General features: G+C 67.6%; 15 protein-coding genes. 5 read left to right on the top strand and 10 right to left on the bottom strand.

The window, feature by feature from the left end; genetic code table 11:
- The first annotated feature begins 144 nt into the window (after positions 1-144).
- A complete protein-coding gene (locus tag ACQPYM_RS10015) occupies positions 145-882 on the top strand; it encodes a GntR family transcriptional regulator (protein WP_433018230.1) in 738 nt (245 codons plus the stop codon).
- 3 nt (positions 883-885) lie between these two features.
- Here the strand turns inward: ACQPYM_RS10015 and ACQPYM_RS10010 are convergent, their stop codons facing one another.
- Positions 886-1569 (bottom strand): IMP cyclohydrolase, encoded by a 684-nt coding sequence (locus ACQPYM_RS10010; protein ID WP_433018227.1) that lies wholly within the window; start codon positions 1567-1569, stop codon positions 886-888.
- Positions 1570-1706: 137 nt separating this feature from the next.
- Here ACQPYM_RS10010 and ACQPYM_RS10005 point away from each other — a divergent pair, with 137 nt between their 5' ends.
- The gene (locus ACQPYM_RS10005) at positions 1707-2141 is read left to right on the top strand and encodes a hypothetical protein (protein WP_433018224.1); all 435 of its coding nucleotides are present in this window, start codon (positions 1707-1709) and stop codon (positions 2139-2141) included.
- A gap of 385 nt (positions 2142-2526) precedes the next feature.
- Here the strand turns inward: ACQPYM_RS10005 and ACQPYM_RS10000 are convergent, their stop codons facing one another.
- The 7 genes from ACQPYM_RS10000 to ACQPYM_RS09970 all read right to left on the bottom strand — a co-directional run bounded on the left by ACQPYM_RS10000 (position 2527) and on the right by ACQPYM_RS09970 (position 11294).
- A complete protein-coding gene (locus ACQPYM_RS10000) occupies positions 2527-7392 on the bottom strand; it encodes an NAD-glutamate dehydrogenase (protein WP_433018221.1) in 4866 nt (1621 codons plus the stop codon).
- Positions 7393-7516: 124 nt separating this feature from the next.
- Positions 7517-7738, bottom strand: coding sequence for a ferredoxin (locus ACQPYM_RS09995; RefSeq protein WP_433018218.1), 222 nt, complete (start codon positions 7736-7738; stop codon positions 7517-7519).
- Positions 7735-8919 carry an NADH-ubiquinone oxidoreductase-F iron-sulfur binding region domain-containing protein gene (locus ACQPYM_RS09990; protein WP_433018215.1) on the bottom strand — a complete coding sequence of 395 codons (1185 nt, stop codon included), beginning with the start codon at positions 8917-8919 and terminating at the stop codon, positions 7735-7737. The genes ACQPYM_RS09995 and ACQPYM_RS09990 overlap by 4 nt, the downstream gene beginning before the upstream one ends.
- Positions 8916-9464 (bottom strand): hypothetical protein, encoded by a 549-nt coding sequence (locus tag ACQPYM_RS09985; RefSeq protein ID WP_433018212.1) that lies wholly within the window; start codon positions 9462-9464, stop codon positions 8916-8918. Before ACQPYM_RS09985 ends, ACQPYM_RS09990 begins: the two co-directional genes overlap by 4 nt.
- On the bottom strand, positions 9464-10372 hold the full coding sequence (locus ACQPYM_RS09980; RefSeq protein ID WP_433018209.1) for an FAD:protein FMN transferase: 909 nt from the start codon (positions 10370-10372) through the stop codon (positions 9464-9466). Before ACQPYM_RS09980 ends, ACQPYM_RS09985 begins: the two co-directional genes overlap by 1 nt.
- On the bottom strand, positions 10369-10680 hold the full coding sequence (locus ACQPYM_RS09975) for a hypothetical protein (protein WP_433018206.1): 312 nt from the start codon (positions 10678-10680) through the stop codon (positions 10369-10371). Before ACQPYM_RS09975 ends, ACQPYM_RS09980 begins: the two co-directional genes overlap by 4 nt.
- 122 nt (positions 10681-10802) lie before the next feature.
- Positions 10803-11294 (bottom strand): MarR family winged helix-turn-helix transcriptional regulator, encoded by a 492-nt coding sequence (locus ACQPYM_RS09970; protein WP_433018203.1) that lies wholly within the window; start codon positions 11292-11294, stop codon positions 10803-10805.
- A 97-nt stretch (positions 11295-11391) separates the two neighbouring features.
- Here ACQPYM_RS09970 and ACQPYM_RS09965 point away from each other — a divergent pair, with 97 nt between their 5' ends.
- A complete protein-coding gene (locus ACQPYM_RS09965; RefSeq protein ID WP_433018200.1) occupies positions 11392-12372 on the top strand; it encodes an NmrA/HSCARG family protein in 981 nt (326 codons plus the stop codon).
- A 561-nt stretch (positions 12373-12933) separates the two neighbouring features.
- On the opposite strand, the gene ACQPYM_RS09960 is transcribed toward ACQPYM_RS09965, so the two are convergent.
- On the bottom strand, positions 12934-13182 hold the full coding sequence (locus ACQPYM_RS09960; RefSeq protein WP_433018197.1) for a WhiB family transcriptional regulator: 249 nt from the start codon (positions 13180-13182) through the stop codon (positions 12934-12936).
- Between the two features lie 1213 nt (positions 13183-14395).
- Positions 14396-15496 carry a hypothetical protein gene (locus ACQPYM_RS09955; protein ID WP_433018194.1) on the bottom strand — a complete coding sequence of 367 codons (1101 nt, stop codon included), beginning with the start codon at positions 15494-15496 and terminating at the stop codon, positions 14396-14398.
- 498 nt (positions 15497-15994) lie between these two features.
- On the opposite strand from ACQPYM_RS09955, the gene ACQPYM_RS09950 reads away from it, so the two are divergent.
- Positions 15995-16150 carry a hypothetical protein gene (locus ACQPYM_RS09950; protein ID WP_433018192.1) on the top strand — a complete coding sequence of 52 codons (156 nt, stop codon included), beginning with the start codon at positions 15995-15997 and terminating at the stop codon, positions 16148-16150.
- Between the two features lie 135 nt (positions 16151-16285).
- A complete protein-coding gene (locus ACQPYM_RS09945; protein WP_433018190.1) occupies positions 16286-16933 on the top strand; it encodes an IS701 family transposase in 648 nt (215 codons plus the stop codon).
- Positions 16934-16969: the final 36 nt, after the last annotated feature.

The following is a 16969-nucleotide window of genomic DNA, read 5'->3' as shown; positions in this document are numbered from 1 at the left end:
AGGCGCTCGTGAGTACCCGTCGGCCCTGCCACCGTCGGTACTGGTTCGCGTCGTCAGCTTCGCCGCCCGGGAGAAGGGTGTCAATACTTTGTAAGCACATTTTCACGTTGGGACATACAAACCTCCTTCCTGTAACATCCGAGCATGGCCGCCCTGCCGATCCAGATCGATCGGTCGAGCCCGGTGCCGCTCTATCACCAGCTCGCCGAGCAACTGACCGCTGCCATCAGCGACGGCACCCTGCGGCCGGGGGACGCGTTCGAGAACGAGCTGGCGATGTCCGACCGGCTCAGCCTGTCCCGGCCGACGGTCCGCCGGGCGATCTCCGAGCTGGTCAACAAGGGCCTGCTGGTCCGCCGCCGCGGCATCGGCACGACCGTCGCGAACCAGATGGTCCACCGCCGCGCCGAACTGACCAGCCTGTACGACGACCTGATCCGCGAAGGCCGCACCCCGCGCACCGACGTACTCTCCCTGGTCTGTTCGGCGCAGGACGACCGGGCTGCCGAAGCGCTCGGGTTGCCACCCGGCACGCCACTGGTCTCGATCGTCCGGCTCCGCTACGCCGGCGACCAGCCGCTCGCGATCCTGCGCAACTGGTTGCCACCGGCAATGGACGACCTGACCGTCGAGCAACTCGAGACCGAGGGCCTGTACGCCGTACTCCGGGCGCGCGGCATCCGCCCGACGGTGGCGCGGCAACGCATCGGCGCCCGCAACGCGAGCGCGGAGGAGCGCCGTACGCTGCACATGTCCAAGGCCGAGCCGCTCGTCACGATGACCCGCAGCGCGTACGACGCCGACGGCTCACCGGTCGAGTTCGGCGACCACTGCTACCGCGCCGACCAGTACTCCGTAGACGTCATCGTCTCCGAACGCTGACCCTCAGCGGGCGCGAAGGATCGCTTCGCTGAAAGTCTCAGTGTTGAGAGGAATGACGACGAGACCCACACGCAGCGCCGGGTCGAGGCGGTTCCAGAGCAGGTCGGGGAGGGTTTCCCACTCCGCGTCGACCGAGACCACCACCGGATAGCCGTCGGTGACCACCTCGGCCGCGGAACCGCGGTACGTGCTGACGACGCCGGCTGTTGCCTCCTCGGAGCGCCGGAGGAACAGCGACGGGTGCTGCACCTGGTCCGCGGAGTACGAGCGGGCCGACCCCACGACGAGATCGAGCAGTTCGGGTCCTTCGATGACGGCGCCGGCGAAGATGCGCGGCGTCCGGATCGGCGGATCGGGTTCGTAGTCCAGATTCCGCAGCGCCACCTGGAGGTCGACGCAGTCGGCATGCGTCCCGGCGAGCTCGCTGACGTGCGTCCCGTTGCCGACGATCACCCACTCCTCGTCGCGGATCGCGGCCGTGTAGTGCCGTAACTCGTCCGTCGCGGCACCCCGGACATCCTGCACAACGATCTCGTACTCCGACACCACCAGCTCACGCTGCTGCGACGCGGCACTCCGCCCGGTCAGCCAGTACGCCGCGAACGGCACCCCGTCACTGTCCCGCCCGATCGCCACCCCACGCCCCGGATACTCACACCCACCCACCACATCCACAAGGCTCGCCACGCCCGAAGCCTAGTGCTTGTCGCAACGGTGACGCCGCGGGTCTTGCGACAATGGGCAGATGAGCGGTCGGTGGATGGTGCCGATGGTCCTGCTGGGCCTGATCGTCATTCCGGCGGGGGATCGCCGCCGGCCCGACGGTGGTTCGCACCCTGACCGAGGACGACCGGCCGTTCTCGCTGTGTCCACCCGACCGGGAGTCCAGCCAGATCGTCAGCAACTCCCGGATGGCCGAGGAGGGCACCCCCTACCGAGGGCCAGGACCGCATCGGCTCATCGTGGACGGGCCCAGCGACGCCACCGGGGGCCTGCCGGCGAGCTGGGTGCCTGCGCGCGCGAGCGGCGCCTACCAGGTCGAGGACTTGCAGCTTGTCGTGTGCGAGTACCAGTACGCCGTGGGATCCAAGGGTCCGCTGCAGACCTGCGGCTTCCGTCCGGTCGGCGGCGGACCGGTGCACACGCTCACAGCACAGAGCGCGACCTACGACTACAAGGTGTACGAGGTGACGTCAGGCAGACAGGTCACCAGCTTCACCCTTGAAGCCGTGGCGAAACCGTTCGCGAACTCCCGGTAGATCCCCGCCGGTGCGAGCAGAGACGCCGAGTTCCCCGGATCCCCCGACTTCACCCAACTACGGCGCAAACTCCAGCCACTCGTCACGGCCGACATCCCCACCTAGGTGTGACGCCCGTACCGGCCGCCACCCGGGGGAAGCGGACGCCCACGCACGCACCACGTCGCCTGGCAAAGGCTTCCCCCGGCGTGTCGAGGGCCGGCCGGAGGGTCGTGTATGCGTGGCGGTCCGGTCCGTACGACGAAAGCACGCGCCGCCGGGGGCTTCCCCCGGCGTGTCGAGGGCGGGCTGGAGGGTTGTGTATGCGTGGCGATCCGCGCCCTGAGCGCGTGGGCTGGGCAGGGCCTCCGACGGAGGAGCAGGCCCTGCTCCTCCGTCGTACCGGTCACGCTTGGGTGTTGAGGAGGGTGCGGACCAGGCGGAGGCCTACCGAGAGATGGGCGAGTTCGGGGCCTTCGGTTTCCACGATCTCTTCCATCATGGTGGCGGCGCGGGACAGGGCTGTTTCGTTCATGTCCTGCCAGGTGATGACGCGGTCCTCGGGTTCGGCGGAGGCGTCGGTGGAGGCCAGGACCTGGGCCGTCAGGTGCGCGTGGACGGCGTGCAGGTCGTCGCGGAGGGCCGCCCGGGCCATCGTCTGCCAGCGGTCCGTTCGGGGCAGGCCGATGATCCGCTCGAGGAACTGACCGAGGTGCAGTCGCTCGCCGAGGGCGAAGTGGACCTTGGCGACCTCCAGTACGTCGAGGTCGTCGCGATCCGCCGTCTCCACGATCCCGAGCCCGGCGTACGCCGGTGGCAGCACCGCGATCCGGGTGGCGAAGTCCCCCGGCACGCCGTTGGACACCAGCAACTCGCGCCGCTGCTCGAACAACGCCAGCTCACGCCCACGCAGTACGTCGGGAAGGGCTGCAGTGAGCTTGGCGATACCCGGTGCGAAGAAGTCGATCAAGTCGGCGATGTCGACCGGGGGCCGGCGGTTCGAGACCAGCCAGCGGGTGGCCCGCTCGACCAGCGTCCGGGTCTCCAGCCGCATGGCGGTCTGGGTCTTGGCGTCCACCACGTTGTCGAGCTCCGCGTTACGGGCCAGCAGCTCGGGCTGGGCGAAGATCCGCGACGCGGCCAGGTTGGCGCGCACGACGTCCTCGATCGACCCGCCGGTCTCCAGCGAGAGCCGGTGGTACGCGGTGATGCCGGAGGAGTTGATGAACTCGTTCACCACCTGCGTGGTGATGATCTCGCGACGCAGCTGGTGCGACTTCATCGGCTCGGCGAACCGGTCCTGGATCGCCTTCGGGAAGTAGCTGACCAGCTTGGCTTCCAGGTACTTGTCGTCCGGCAGCGTGGTCTTGAGCAGCTCGGCCTCGAGCACGATCTTGGTGTAGGCGATCAGCACCGACAGTTCCGGCGAGGTCAGCCCACGCCCCTCGGCCTTGCGGCGCTTGAACTCCGCGACGCTCGGCAGGAACTCCAGCTCGCGGTCGAGCAGGCCCTGCTTCTCCAGCCGCCGGACCCAGTCCTGGTGGACGTGCATCAGCGCCGGCGCCTGCGCGGTCGCGTTGGCCAGGCCGATGTTCTGCCGGTAGTTGCTCTTCAGCACCAGCTCGGCGACCTCGCCGGTCATCGACGCGATCACGTCGTTGCGCTGCTTCTCGGTCAGGTCGCCGTCGGCGACCACCTTGTCCAGCAGGATCTTGATGTTCACCTCGTGGTCGGAGGTGTCCACGCCGGCCACGTTGTCGATGAAGTCGGTGTTGATCCGGCCGCCGTGCATCGCGTACTCGATCCGGCCGAGCTGGGTGAAGCCCAGGTTGCCGCCCTCACCGACCGCCCGCGCGCGGAGGTCGGACCCGTTGATCCGGATCGCGTCGTTGGCCTTGTCGCCGACGTCGGCGTGCGACTCGGTGACGGCCTTCACGTAGGTCCCGATGCCGCCGTTCCAGAACAGGTCGACCGGCGCCTTGATGATCGCCTGCATCAGCTCGTTCGGCGTCAGAGAGGCCGGATTGCCTTCCAGGCCGAGCGCCTCGCGCACCTCCGCGGTGATCGGGATCGCCTTGTCGGTCCGCGCGTAGACCCCACCGCCGGGCGAGATCAGCGACGCGTCGTAGTCGGCCCACGACGACCGCGGCAGGTCGAACAGCCGGCGCCGCTCCATGAACGACAGCGCCGCGTCCGGCGACGGGTCGAGGAAGATGTGCCGGTGGTCGAAGGCCGCGATCAGCCGGATGTGCTCGGACAGCAGCATCCCGTTGCCGAACACGTCGCCGCTCATGTCGCCGACACCGACGACGGTGAAGTCGGCGTTCTGGCAGTCGTGGCCCATCTCGCGGAAGTGCCGCTTGACCGACTCCCAGGCGCCGCGCGCGGTGATGCCCATCGCCTTGTGGTCGTAGCCGACCGAACCGCCCGAGGCGAACGCGTCGCCCAGCCAGAACCCGTACTCCTTGGCGACCCCGTTCGCGATGTCCGAGAACGTCGCCGTTCCCTTGTCGGCGGCAACGACCAGGTAGGCGTCGTCCCCGTCGTACCGGACCACGTCGCGCGGCGGAACGATGTCACCGGCAACGATGTTGTCGGTGATGTCCAGCATCCCGGAGATGAAGGTCTTGTACGACGCGACGCCCTCGGCCAGCCAGGCGTCCCGGTCGGCCGCCGGATCCGGCAGTTGCTTGGCGTAGAAGCCGCCCTTCGCGCCGACCGGCACGATGACCGAGTTCTTCACCATCTGCGCCTTCACCAGACCGAGCACCTCGGTCCGGAAGTCCTCGCGCCGGTCCGACCAGCGCAACCCACCGCGCGCGACCGCGCCGAAGCGCAGATGCACACCCTCGACCCGCGGCGAGTACACGAAGATCTCGTACGCCGGCCGCGGCTGCGGCAGGTCCGGGATCGCCTTCGGCTCCAGCTTGAACGAGATGTACGTCCGCGGGCTGCCGTCGGCGGCGGGGAGGAAGTAGTTGGTGCGCAGCGTGGCCTTCATGACGGTCAGGTAGGACCGCAGGATCCGGTCCTCGTCCAGGCTCTTCACCGTGTCGAGCGCGGCGACGATCTCCTTCTCCAGCTGGGCCACCGCGTTCACCCGGGCGGGGTCGTCGGCCGGGCCGCGGGCCGGGTCGAAGCTCGTCTCGAACAGCTGGACGAGCAGCTTGGCCACGTCGACGTGGTTGAGGAAGGTGTTCTCGATGTAGTCCTGGCTGAACGGCGTACCGCCCTGCCTGATGTAGCGCTGGTAGGCGCGCAGGATGCACACCTGGCGCCAGCTGAGGCTGCCGCGCAGTACCAGGGCGTTGAGCTTGTCGCTCTCCGCACGGCCTTCCCAGACTGCCTGGAACGTGTCGGAGAAGAGCGCGCGCAGCTCCTCGCGCTCCTCGTAGCCACTGGGCGCCCGCAGACCGAAGTCGTAGATGTACGCCGTACCGGAGGGCCGGCGGATCTCGTACGGCCGCTCGTCGATCACCTCGACACCCATGTGGGTCAGCAACGGCAGCACCTGGGACAGCGACAGCGCAGTACCGGTGCGGTAGACCTTGAAGCGGCGTTCGCCTTCCCACTGCTCGTCGATCGGGGTGTAGAGCGACATGGCCAGGCCGTCCTCGGCGGGCAGCTTGTCCAGGATCGACACGTCGCGCACGGCGATCCGGGCGTCGAAGTCCTCCTTGTACGCCTCCGGGAACGCGTTCGCGTACTGGCTGCTCATCCTGGTGACGGCCACGTCGCCGCCCTGCTCGTGCAGCGCGACGTTGAAGTCGTCCTGCCAGGCACGAGTCGCCTCGACCACCTTCTGCTCGAGCACCTCGTTGTCGAACTCGCCGACCGTCTCGCCCTGCTTCATCCGGACCACGAAGTGCACCCGGGCCAGCACGGACTCGGTCACGTAGGCGGCGTAGTCGACCGACTCGGCGCCGATCGCGTCCTTGAGGATCTGCTGCATCTTGAGCCGGACCGCCGTGGTGTAGCGGTCACGCGGCAGGTAGACCAGGCAGGACAGGTAGCGGTTGTACACGTCGCGGCGTACGAACAGCTTGACCGCGCGACGCTCCTGCAGGTGCAACACGGACTGCACGATCGGCAGCAGGTCCTCCACTGGAGCCTGCAGCAGCTCGTCGCGGGGGTAGGTCTCCAGTACGTCGAGCAGGCCCTTGCCGCTGTGGCTGTTGGGGTCGAAGCCGGTGCGCGCGAACAGCTCGATCGCCTTGCGCCGCAGTACCGGCACCTGCATGACGCTCTCGGTGTACGCCGTGGACGAGAGCAGCCCGATGAACCGGCACTCCGAGACCGGCTCACCGTTCTCGTCGAACTGTTTGATGCCGACATAGTCCAGGTACGACGAACGGTGCACCGTCGAGCGGGAGTTCGCCTTGGTCAGGATCAGCAGCTTCTTCTCCCGGGCCTTGGCACTCACCTCCGGCGGCAGCAGACCGGCGTTCTCGTCGAGCTTCGGGTCCGGCCGGAGGATGCCCAGGCCGGTCCCCGGGATACCGCGCAGGATGCCCTGCTCACCGCGCATGGTGAAGCTGTACTCGCGGTAGCCGAGGAAGGTGAAGTGCTCGTCGGCGAGCCACTCCAGCAGCTCCCGGGCCTCCTCCACCTCGTTCTCGCTGACCGGCAGCTTGGACGCGTCGAGCTCCTCGGCGATCGAGACCGCCTTCTCGTGCATCTTCGGCCAGTCCTCGACGGCCTCGCGGACGTCGCCCAGCACCCGCTGCAGCGCGTTCTCGAGCTCACGGTGCTCCGCGGGGTCGGCGATCCGCTCGACCTCCAGGTGCATCCAGCTCTCCCGGACCAGGTCGTGCTCGTCCGCGGCGGCCGCGTCGTCGAGCACCTCCTGCAGGGTGCCGGCGATGTCGCGCCGGACCACGAACTGCGGGTGCACCAGCAACTGCAGCTCGAGGTTGTGGTCGGTGATCACCATCGAGGCGCTGTCGACCAGGAAGGGCATGTCGTCGATCACGATCTCGACGACCGTCCGGCCGTTCGCGGACCAGCCGTGCTCCTCCACCGTCGGGGTGAAGACCTGCACCTTGGCGGTGCCCTGCGGCCGGGACAGCGCCGACTTGTAGTGGTGTTTCGCGGCGCCCAGGCAGTCGGTCGGCTGACGGGCGGCGACGTCCTCCGCGGCGACGTAGCGGTAGTACCGCTCCAGGAAGTTCCGCAACCGGCCGGCGTCGACCGACTGGTCCTTGCCGTGCGATCCCGCCGCCACCGCCTTGGCGAGAACCTCCGCCTTCTGGACGTCCAGCTTGCTCTGCATTCCCCACCGTCTCCACACGCGACAATCGGCGCTCCGGCGCCGGGCCCACGACGTTGTGCGCCTGTCTCAGAGATTAGTCCACTTCGGTCACTGGTGTGCTGCCGGGACGGTCCTTTCCGATGCCTTACGGATCACCTTTAACAGTCCCGGCCAGCCGCAGCGCGAGGGCAGGACAGGCCAGTACCGCGCGGCGCGCGTTCGCCAACTCACCCCGGGTGATCTCGCGGCCACGGAGGACCGGGAAACCCCACTCGTCGAGCCAGACCTCGTCGGGCAGGAGCGTCCCGCACAGGCCGTGGCCGTCGCAGCGGGTCCAGTCGATCTCCAGCTTTCTCACCTTCTTCACCAGGCACCTCCCGGAACCGGCAGGACGCCCTGTACTGCGCGGCCGCAGCACCCGGCGAGGTGCAGCCGGACGTCGTCGTCGAAAGCCTCGAGCGCCGAGGCCAGGAATCGCGCCGACCCGTCGGGATGGGCACAGGCACCACGGCCCGGTACGAGCCCCAGGTGCCGCTGAGCGTCGTGCCAGCCGGCTGGGTCGCCGCCCAGTAGCCGCTCGAAGTCGTCGACCAGGGCGGCGAGACCGAATACACAGGGACCGCACTGCCCGGCTGACTGGCTTGCCAGCCACTGGGCGACCCGGTGGACCTCGCCGAGCGGGCAGGTGTCCGTACCGAGTACCAGCACGATGCCTGCCGCTACGTTCGACCTGTCCCCGGGAGTGGTCAGCCACTTGCCGTGGTAGCCGCCGACCAGGACCGGCCCAGGCGACGCGACGGCGAAGCGTAGTACTGCCTCTAGTGGGGTGCCGGTGGGAGTCTCGATGACTCCTGGCTGCTCAACAGCCCCGGCGATCGTCAGCAGCTGGGTGCCGGGCTCACTGATCAGGCCGGTGCTACTGAACGCCTGGGAGCCGAGCCTGGCCAGTATTGCGAGCTGTGCGAAGGTCTCCACGTTCGAGAGGAAGGTCGGGCGGCGGTGGTAGCCCTTCCTCGTCGGCAGCACCTTCCGACCGGGCGGGAGGGGCGGGCCTCCTTCCAGCACGCTCAGGACAGCCCTGGCCTCCCCCGCGACGAAGCGGCCGGGCGTATCCGACACCTGAACCTCTACGCCGTCCTTTCGCTCCAGTAGGGCGGCCCGGACCGACGAAGCGGCTGCAGCGTCGTGGACGGCCACTACGACCAGCCGAGCCTTGAGAGCGCGAGCAAGCCCAGTAGCACCGTCCAGTACCAGGTGTGGCGCCATGGTGAGGAGTACTCGGTCCTTGCGACTGACCGGCTCGCTCTCGGAGCCGTTGACGACCACTGCCTCGATGCCCTTGGCAGGGAGGTCGGCAAGCTTCAGTGCCACCGGGAATGCGGCTCCCCCGCGGCCGCGCAGCCCGACGGCAGCCGCCAGCTCGGTGTAGGCCTCCCTGGTGATCTCTGGGAGCGGCCCTTGGGTGGCGAGATGCCGTCCCAGGTCGGCACGGCCTTGCTCCAGCCCGGCCAGCAGTCGTGGTGTCCCGATCGTCCGCAGCGAGGTCATGTGGTCCTCACCAAGCGAGTGACCGGTCGGCTGCGAAGCCTTGCGACGACAGAGCCACCGACGGCGGCCAGACAGGTGATGGTGATTGCGAGCATCCACGGGGTGCTGCGGTCAGTACCGGCCAGCAGGCTGTGGCCGACCGACAAGAGCCAGCCGACGGACGCGGCGACATGGATCGAGCGCCAGCGCTTGGTGAACCCTTCCGATCGCGCCAGCCGGCCTCGGGCCGCTCCAACGACTGCCACGATGACCAGGCTGTAGAGAGCCAGTACGCCGACCGCCATCGCGAACGGCCGGTAGCCGGAGCCGAAGGGCCAGACGATGACTGACAGGCTGATGTCCACAAAGCTGTCGGACACTACTGCGATCACGTGGGCCGCGAGGAGTAGCAGGCCGGTGACAGCCGCTGAGCGGTGGACGTACTGCAGCCAGAACCGGCGCTCAGGTCGCAGGCTGCTTGAACCGAGGACGCCCAGTGAGGCGGCCAGGGTGAAGAAGATCAGGGCCGTCACACCAGAAGCCCGGGCTAGGTACCACAGACTCATCAGGCGGCCTTGCTCGATGCAGGCCAGCCAGACAACTCGGTGACCTCGCCATCGTCGGCTACCAGCCGCGCCGGGTGCCCAGCCAGGGTCAGGCGCCCGAGTGCTGCCTCGCCAGTCGCGACGAGCGCAGTACTGAAGGTGTTGGCTCGTACTGCGGTTGGCGCCCACACCGATGCTGTTCGCCAGCGGCCGTCTGCTGGCTGGCCGGTCCTCGGGTCGATGATGTGGTGAGCCTGTCCGGCTGCGGTTGACCAGCTCCTCGTAGTACGGGTTGAGGTGGTGAGGCCTCCGTGGGCGAGGGTTACGGCGACAGCTGGGTCGCCTGCGCGTTCTGCTACCTCGATGACCCACGGTTCGGCCGGCGTACCGGCGGCACGGAGGTCACCACCGATCTCCACCAGTACTGCGCAGCCGTGGCGCTTGCTGAGGACCAGTGCGGCTCTGTCCGCGGTCCAAGCCTTGGCTGTGGCGCCCAGGTCGAGAGAGGTTCCCTCGGGGATCCCGACCATCGCTACCTTGCGGTTGAGCTTCACCTGCTGCCAGCCGGGTGCTGGGCTCGCAGGTCCAGTGGGCTTGGGTAGGCGGTTCCTGACTGACTCGATGTCGCTGTCGTAGCCGGCGGCCAGTACTGCGGCTCCTACCGTCGGGTCGACGGCGCCGCCGCTGATGGAGGCCGCGACGAGGCTCACGTCGACCAGGTCAACCAGGAGTCGCGAGACCGGGACCATCGAGCCGGCCCGGGTGTTGACCGCCGACAACTCGGAGTCGGGCCTGAACCGGCTCGCTGCTTTGTCCACTCGATCCATCAGCGCCTTGAGGGCGCCCGCGGCCGCACCGAGTACGACGGGGTCGTCGACGGTCAGGCGGACCGTGCAGCTCCAGGCCTGCCAGGTGCGTGAGGCGCTCATGAGCCGTGGCTCCCGCCTTGCGCGGGCGCACCCTGCTGCGCCGAACCCAGGCCGCTGCCACCGTTGTCGCTGGTGCTGCCGCCTGTGCTGCCTTGGTTGCCTGTGCCGTTGTCGCCTGTGCCGCTGTTGCCTGGGCCGCTGCTTGCTTCGGCGCCGCCTCCGGCCGTGTCGGGCTGGCGGGCGGACAGGATGCCGACGGCGAGGCCGGTCCCGGTGACCCCGAGGACCATCGTGGCGACGGCGGCGGCCGTCGATCTGCGCAGCCAGCGGGCGCGGCCGGAATGAGGATCGATCGTCGTGGTGACCATGCCAGCAGCCTCGCGGCGGCGGCCTCACACGCACGCCAAGGGAATCTCAAGCTCAGATCAAGTTCTGCTGAGACTTGACTGAGAAGCCCTCTCAGCCGGCCAGAGTCGGCCAGGCGTGACGCTCAGCAGTAGCCGCGGATCTCCGGTGGGCAGTTCGTCTGCTGATGCTTCTCCACTTCCGCGACAACCTCGCCCGCCGCCTCGCCGAGCGCCACCAGGCGGTCCTTGCCGAGGACGTCGACGAACAACTCGCGGACGCGTCGCGCGTGAGCCGGCGCGCAGGCCTTGATCGCGGCCAGCCCTTCGTCGGTCAGCACGATCTCCGGGTAGCGGGCGTCACAGGCTTCCTTGCGGATCAGGCCCCGCTTCTCCATCCGGGACAGGTGGTGCGACATCCGGCTCTTCTCCCACTGCGTCGCCTCCCCCAACTCGAACGCGCGCATCCGGCCGGTCGCGGACTCGGACAGGTTGACCAGGATCTCGAAGTCGGACGCGGACAGGCCGAACTCCCGCTGCAGGTGCCGGGTCAGGTGTGTCTCCAGCGTCTTGTTCATCAGCAGATAGCCGCGCCAGGCCTGCTGCTCGTCCTCGTCCAGCCACGGTTCGTTCGCCACCTCGTCATCATAGCGCCCAGGGTTGACACATCAACCAATTGCGGTACTGTCGTTCTCAGGTTGACACATCAACTCCAATGACTCGAGGAGATATTCGATGACCGAGAAGTTGCTCATCGCCGTGGTCGGAGCGACTGGTTCGCAGGGCGGCGGGCTGGTTCAGGCGATCCTGGCCGATCCCGAGCAGCGGTTCGCAGTACGGGCGTTGACCCGGAGCGCGCAGTCCGAGAAGGCGCAAGCCCTGGCTGCCGCCGGCGCCGAGGTCGTCGAGGCTGATCTCGACGACGAGGCGAGCCTGCGGGCAGCGTTCGACGGCGCGCACGGCGCCTACGTGGTGACCAACTACTGGGTCCCGCGGACGCCGGAGGAAGAGGCCGGCCGGACCCGTGCCGACATGGAGCTCGCGCAGGCCGACAACGCCGCCCGCGCCGCCAAGGAGGCCGGTGTCGCCCACGTGATCTGGTCGACGCTGGAGGACACCCGCGACCACTTCGGCGAGACCGACCGGGTGCCGAGCCTCGACGACGGCCGGTACAAGGTGCCGCACTTCGACGCGAAGGGCGAGGCGAACGAGCTGTTCACGAAGTACGGCGTACCGACGACCTTCCTGCAGACCACCTTCTACTTCGAGGCCATCCTGCAGGGCATGGGCCCGGTTCGCGGCGAGGACGGCAAGCTCGTCCTCACCCTCCCGATGGCCGACCAGCCGCTGTCCGGCATCGCCGCCCAGGACATCGGCAAGACCGCCCTCGGCATCTTCAAGCGCGGCGACGAGCTGATCGGCAAGACGGTCAGCATCGCCGGCGACCACCTGACCGGCAGCCAGTACGCCACCGCCCTCAGCACCACCCTGGGCGAACCGGTCACCTACCACCCCTACACCTGGGACGAATTCCGCAACCTCGGCTTCCCGATGGCCATCGAGTTCGCCAACATGTTCCAGTACTACGCCGAAGACTCCACCCGCTTCACCGGCGACCGCGACCTCACCTTGGTCCGCGACCTCAACCCCGAAATGCAGTCCTTCGAGGCCTGGCTCAAACTCCACGAAACCGAGGTCAAAGCGGCCGTCAACTGAGGCTTCACCCCCCGCTGAGCTTGGCGGCTCAGCCCAGCAGTCCGAGCCGCCGAGCAGCAAGAGAAGCCCCTCATCAATTCGCATCGTCAGCCACCAGTTTGCGACGCCGCACGAAGCAGTGACGAAGCAGCGTCCAGCTACGCTCAAGCTCGCGCTATTCGATGCGGCGGCATTCGCGGCAGGGTGGAGAGTAAGAGTGAGCGCAGCCGGCCAAGCGCACATGTCCCCGTGGTTCTGCGTGATCAGGCCGGACGAGCCGACGGAGAACTACAGTCGCCCAGGTATTTGTGATCGAGCTGGTATGGAAACCGGCTCGGCACCTCGGTGGCGCGGTTCAGCACACGGTCCGGTGCGATGGCCCCGTCACCAGCAGTCTAGAACCCCCACTCGGTCGCAGGGGAGCGCTGCTCGGGCCGGCGTACGGTGGAGCTCGAGATCCGCCGGGACCTCGGCCGCAACGCCTGCTGCTCAATGGGAGCAACGCATCCGGCGCTGTCGCCGAGATGGTCAGCCTCGAGGTGGACGGTTCGCGTGGACCACGCAGAGGTGAACCGCCAGCCGTTACGCACTCCGCGCGTGCCTGGACATTCGGCGCCGCAGTAGACGACGCTCGTCGTCGGTCGTTCCGCCCCAGATACCTTGCTCATGGCCGCTCTCGAGGGCCCAGGCCAGGCACTGCTCTCGAACCGGGCAGCGCATGCAGACCTTGCGGGCGTCTTCCATCTGGTGGTATGCGGCGTTGCTCGAGCCGATGGGAAAGAACAGGTCCGCGTCTACGTCGAGGCACGCACCTTGATGCCGCCAGTCCATGGCGATCTCCCATCTCCTCAGACATTGGGATGTCAACGCAATCACCCACCAATACGCCGGGATGCCCGCCCTCGGTTCATCACGCCCGTGCCCGCATACCTGGCGTACCGGCGAACGGATCGCCAGGGCCCTGTGACATTGACCATTCAGCACGGCTCGAACCGCCCGCCCGCGTTCCAGTGACGTTCGACTACGACTCCGAGAGCGACAGGGGCGTACCCCACCCGGCGAACGCGTCGATAGAGGGCGGGCCGGGCAGCGGCGGTGACCGGTACCTCCTGGTGGTCGACAAGTCGAGCTGTCGGCCTTACGAAACGTGGAATTCCCACCCGCGATCCGGGGGCGCGGCACGCGGGCTCGGGAGCGATCTTCCCCCTCACGGCTGCGGCCTCAAGGGATGGACCTCGGCGGAAGCGGCCGGCCTCCCGATCGCGCCAGGTCTGGTTCGGTACGAGGCGGTAGCCGCTAGCCGCATCAACCACGCCATTCGGGTGACCGTTCCGACGAGCCAGAACGCGTACCATTGGCTGGCCCGGCACGCCGCGTACTTAAGTTCCGACAAGAACCTGCCGCCCATGGGGCCTACGGTTGCACCTGAAGGCCGGTACCGACGTGTCGAAGCTTCCGCAACACGCTCGGGTCGTGGCCGAGGCGATGAAGACCTACGGCCTGATCGTCGCGGACAACGGTTCCGCGTGGTACGTCAGCGGAACACCGGAGTCGCGCTGGAACAACGCGGACTCAGTGCGCTTGGCTCATTTCGCGGCAAGGACTTCGAGGCGGTTGAGCGTCGCTGATGGTCAGCTCGGACAGCGACCAGGTTCGCTGATCAGTCGAACGCTGCGAAACCGATCGGCATGACGGCTCTATGCTGAATAGTCTCCCTCCGAGCGTAGTCCACCTCTGGACAACCGCCGACCTGAGCACCGATGCGATGGTTTCGCGGTGCTGTCCGGGCGCTCCGCGAGTTGGTCAGGCTGACGGCTACCACCAGATCGCCAAGCGGCTGCGTTTCGTATTGTTCGGAGACCTCGGCAGGGCAGCTCACCGTTGCGCGATCCCTCGGCTTGATCGGCCTCTGAGTCGGCGTGATCGACATCAGCCGAAGGCGTCGAGTGATGGGTTTGGGGCCGACCCGTCCGAGGACTCACCTGTCACACGTCACTGCTGTCAAGCGCTGATGGCCCGCTACCGCCTGTCGTATTGTTTTGACTCAAGAGAATTTGAGGCTGATTGGCAGAGCGGGGAGCCTCGTGACGTCGACGTACAGGACCTGGGAGAATCCCTTGTTGTTGGGGGCCAGGCCCGGGCAGTAGGTCTCGCGGCCCCCAGCCGCACTGACGATGCCGTACGCGATGACTCGCTGGTTGGCACCGCCCGGGTAGGCGAAGACGGGGCCACCACTGTTCCCATAGGTGTTGGCGCATGCCTTGTTCCAATGCTCACCGCGGACGAGATTGTAGATCGTCCCATTCGTTGGCGTGATGATCGTCACCGTGGTGTCGAGGATTTTCACGCCGCCGAGTTCGCCTGTCACCGCGCCGGAGCTGTTCACCCAGTTGCCCGCATAGCTCTTCTGCGCCCAACCCACCGGCCGGCTTGTACTGGAGTTGTAGGGACCGGTGAACATCCGCGCTGCACTGCCCGCCTCAATCGTCCCGGTGTCTTTGTTCCCGACGTCGTACTTCGCCTTGCCCAGATAGTCACCACCACCGTCGTAGATGTCGGTGCCAGTGACGATGCAATGCCCCGCCGTGAGGAAGCCGTCCCGTCCGGTCGAGTTGTCGCGAATCGCGAACCCGAGGGAGCATCCGAACCAGCCGCCCGCGTAGTGGAGAGGAGAGTCATTCTGTCGATCGTACGTCTGCCGCTGGTTCGAGTTGTACTCGAAGGTGATCGGCACCGAGGATCCGCCGGCGACCCGCGGCGTTCCTGCCGTCGCCGGTGCGGAAACGCCGATGCTGACCCCGCTGCCGTCGGCCTTGGGAGCGGCCAATGTGACGTTCTCACCCGAGGTGATCCACCGATCTGCCTCGGCCAGCAGTTCCTTCTCCGAGTACGCCGCCGGCAACACCCTGACCGGCGCGTCCCGACGAGCCGCCATGACCGCCGCGTCCGCGGCGGCGGAAGGCTTGCCCTTCCAGTACAGGCGGACCTCATGATTCTCCGGAGCCACCACAAGCCCGGCATACCCCGGCTCCTCGGGAATATACAGGCGATTGGCTGCCCTGTTCAGCCGAGCCTGCTCGGCGTACAACCTGTCCCACGAATCGAAGCCCGCCGGAACCGGTCCGGAGGGACCCGAAGCGCTCACCACAGGTTTCTTCGCGACCTCATCAGCGCTCGCTGCGGTTGCGAACATCGCAACGATCGCCAGCCCTGCTACGACGCCTAGCGACCAACGCCGTCCGCTCCTTGCCTTGCTCCAATTCACCATGTCGTTCCTCTGAAACTAGGGTGCTTCCTATGAACCGCCCTGGGCATAGGGCGCTCCGCGAGGGAGCTGTTCGAAACCGGTACGTAGTTCGCCTACCGCCTGGTTCGTGAAGCGGTCTGTTCCAGCTCGGGTTGACGAATGTGAGTCCCGACATCAGCACTTCGCGGCCGGCCAGCGCGCCTGGGAGCATTGGCGTCGCTGACGACGATCGCGGCGCTGCCGTGCGCCGGCGGCACAGAACAGCGGCCACACTGACTTACCTCATCAAGGCCTGCCACAGTGCGGTGGCGCTCGCCGCCACCGACCTCTACAACGGCGCCCGCTCTACCAAAGCGGCCTTCCCTCGCCGAGCCCCTGGGTGTCCAGCGGTGGCTGGTGATCACGCATTCAAACGGCGCCGAAAGCTATCGGCTGGACAAACCGATCCTGACCGCCGGCAACCGCCAAATCGCCGTTTGCCTCACGCAGTCGGCAACCAGCAACGGCGTCATCGTCAGGGAGTGCGTCAAGTACGGCAGCCGGACTTCGTGATGATGGGCGCGGCGGCGTGAGTGAGGGCGGGCCACCGCTCGATGATCCGGAGTTGTGTGGAAACCAGATGATGTGGCGGTGGCCGTGGGTCACAGCATAGACCCGGGTCGGTGGCGGGCGGAGTTCGATGCGTTGATGGCGCGGGTCGCGGGCCGGTTCGCGCGGGTGGAGCCGCGCCGACTGGCCGGTGACGCGGTGCGGGGGTTGATGTCGGATGTGGCGGTGAAGAACTGCTGGACGCTGGCCGAGCATGCCGGGCATGAGTCGCCGGACGGGCTGCAACACCTGCTGTGCAAGGCGAAATGGGACGATGACGGGGTGCGTGATGACCTGCGCGATTACGTCGTCGATCGGCTCGGCAGCCTGGACGCGCTGCTGGTCGTGGATGAGACCGGCGACGTGAAGAAGGGCACGCATACCGTCGGTGTTCAGCGCCAGTACACCGGCACCGCAGGCCGGATCGAGAACGCCCAGGTCGCGGTCTACCTCACCTATGCCACCGCGGCGGGGCACGCGTTGATCGACCGCGAGCTCTACCTGCCACAGGTCTGGGCCGACGATGCCGACCGGCGCAGCCAGGCCGGTGTTCCGGCCGAGGTGGAGTTCGCTACGAAGCCGGCGCTGGCGGCCGAGATGATCACCCGCGCCCTGAACGCCGGCGTGACGGCGGGCTGGGTGGCAGGTGATGAGGTCTACGCGCCGACCCAACACTGCGCGAGACCTTGGAAGACCGCGCGTCGGCTACGTGCTTGCGGTCGCCTGCAACCACCAGGTTCGCCCTGACGCCGGCAAGTTCCGTGCCGACGAACTCGCCGCGAG

This window comes from Kribbella sp. CA-294648, from assembly GCF_050943845.1.
Lineage (GTDB): Bacteria > Actinomycetota > Actinomycetes > Propionibacteriales > Kribbellaceae > Kribbella.
The sequence above is the reverse complement of the archived record's forward strand: the minus strand, read 5'-3'. Positions and strand labels throughout refer to the sequence as shown.

What these genes read in the sequence shown, in the direction of transcription:
- ACQPYM_RS10015 (WP_433018230.1), top strand. Translation starts at nt 145, where the DNA reads ATGGCCGCCCTGCCGATCCAGATCGATCGGTCGAGCCCGGTGCCGCTC.
- ACQPYM_RS09945 (WP_433018190.1), top strand. Translation starts at nt 16,286, where the DNA reads ATGGCGCGGGTCGCGGGCCGGTTCGCGCGGGTGGAGCCGCGCCGACTG.
- ACQPYM_RS10000 (WP_433018221.1), bottom strand. Translation starts at nt 7,392, where the DNA reads ATGCAGAGCAAGCTGGACGTCCAGAAGGCGGAGGTTCTCGCCAAGGCG.
- ACQPYM_RS09990 (WP_433018215.1), bottom strand. Translation starts at nt 8,919, where the DNA reads ATGACCTCGCTGCGGACGATCGGGACACCACGACTGCTGGCCGGGCTG.
- ACQPYM_RS09960 (WP_433018197.1), bottom strand. Translation starts at nt 13,182, where the DNA reads ATGGACTGGCGGCATCAAGGTGCGTGCCTCGACGTAGACGCGGACCTG.
- ACQPYM_RS09965 (WP_433018200.1), top strand. Translation starts at nt 11,392, where the DNA reads ATGACCGAGAAGTTGCTCATCGCCGTGGTCGGAGCGACTGGTTCGCAG.
- ACQPYM_RS09975 (WP_433018206.1), bottom strand. Translation starts at nt 10,680, where the DNA reads ATGGTCACCACGACGATCGATCCTCATTCCGGCCGCGCCCGCTGGCTG.
- ACQPYM_RS09980 (WP_433018209.1), bottom strand. Translation starts at nt 10,372, where the DNA reads ATGAGCGCCTCACGCACCTGGCAGGCCTGGAGCTGCACGGTCCGCCTG.
- ACQPYM_RS09985 (WP_433018212.1), bottom strand. Translation starts at nt 9,464, where the DNA reads ATGAGTCTGTGGTACCTAGCCCGGGCTTCTGGTGTGACGGCCCTGATC.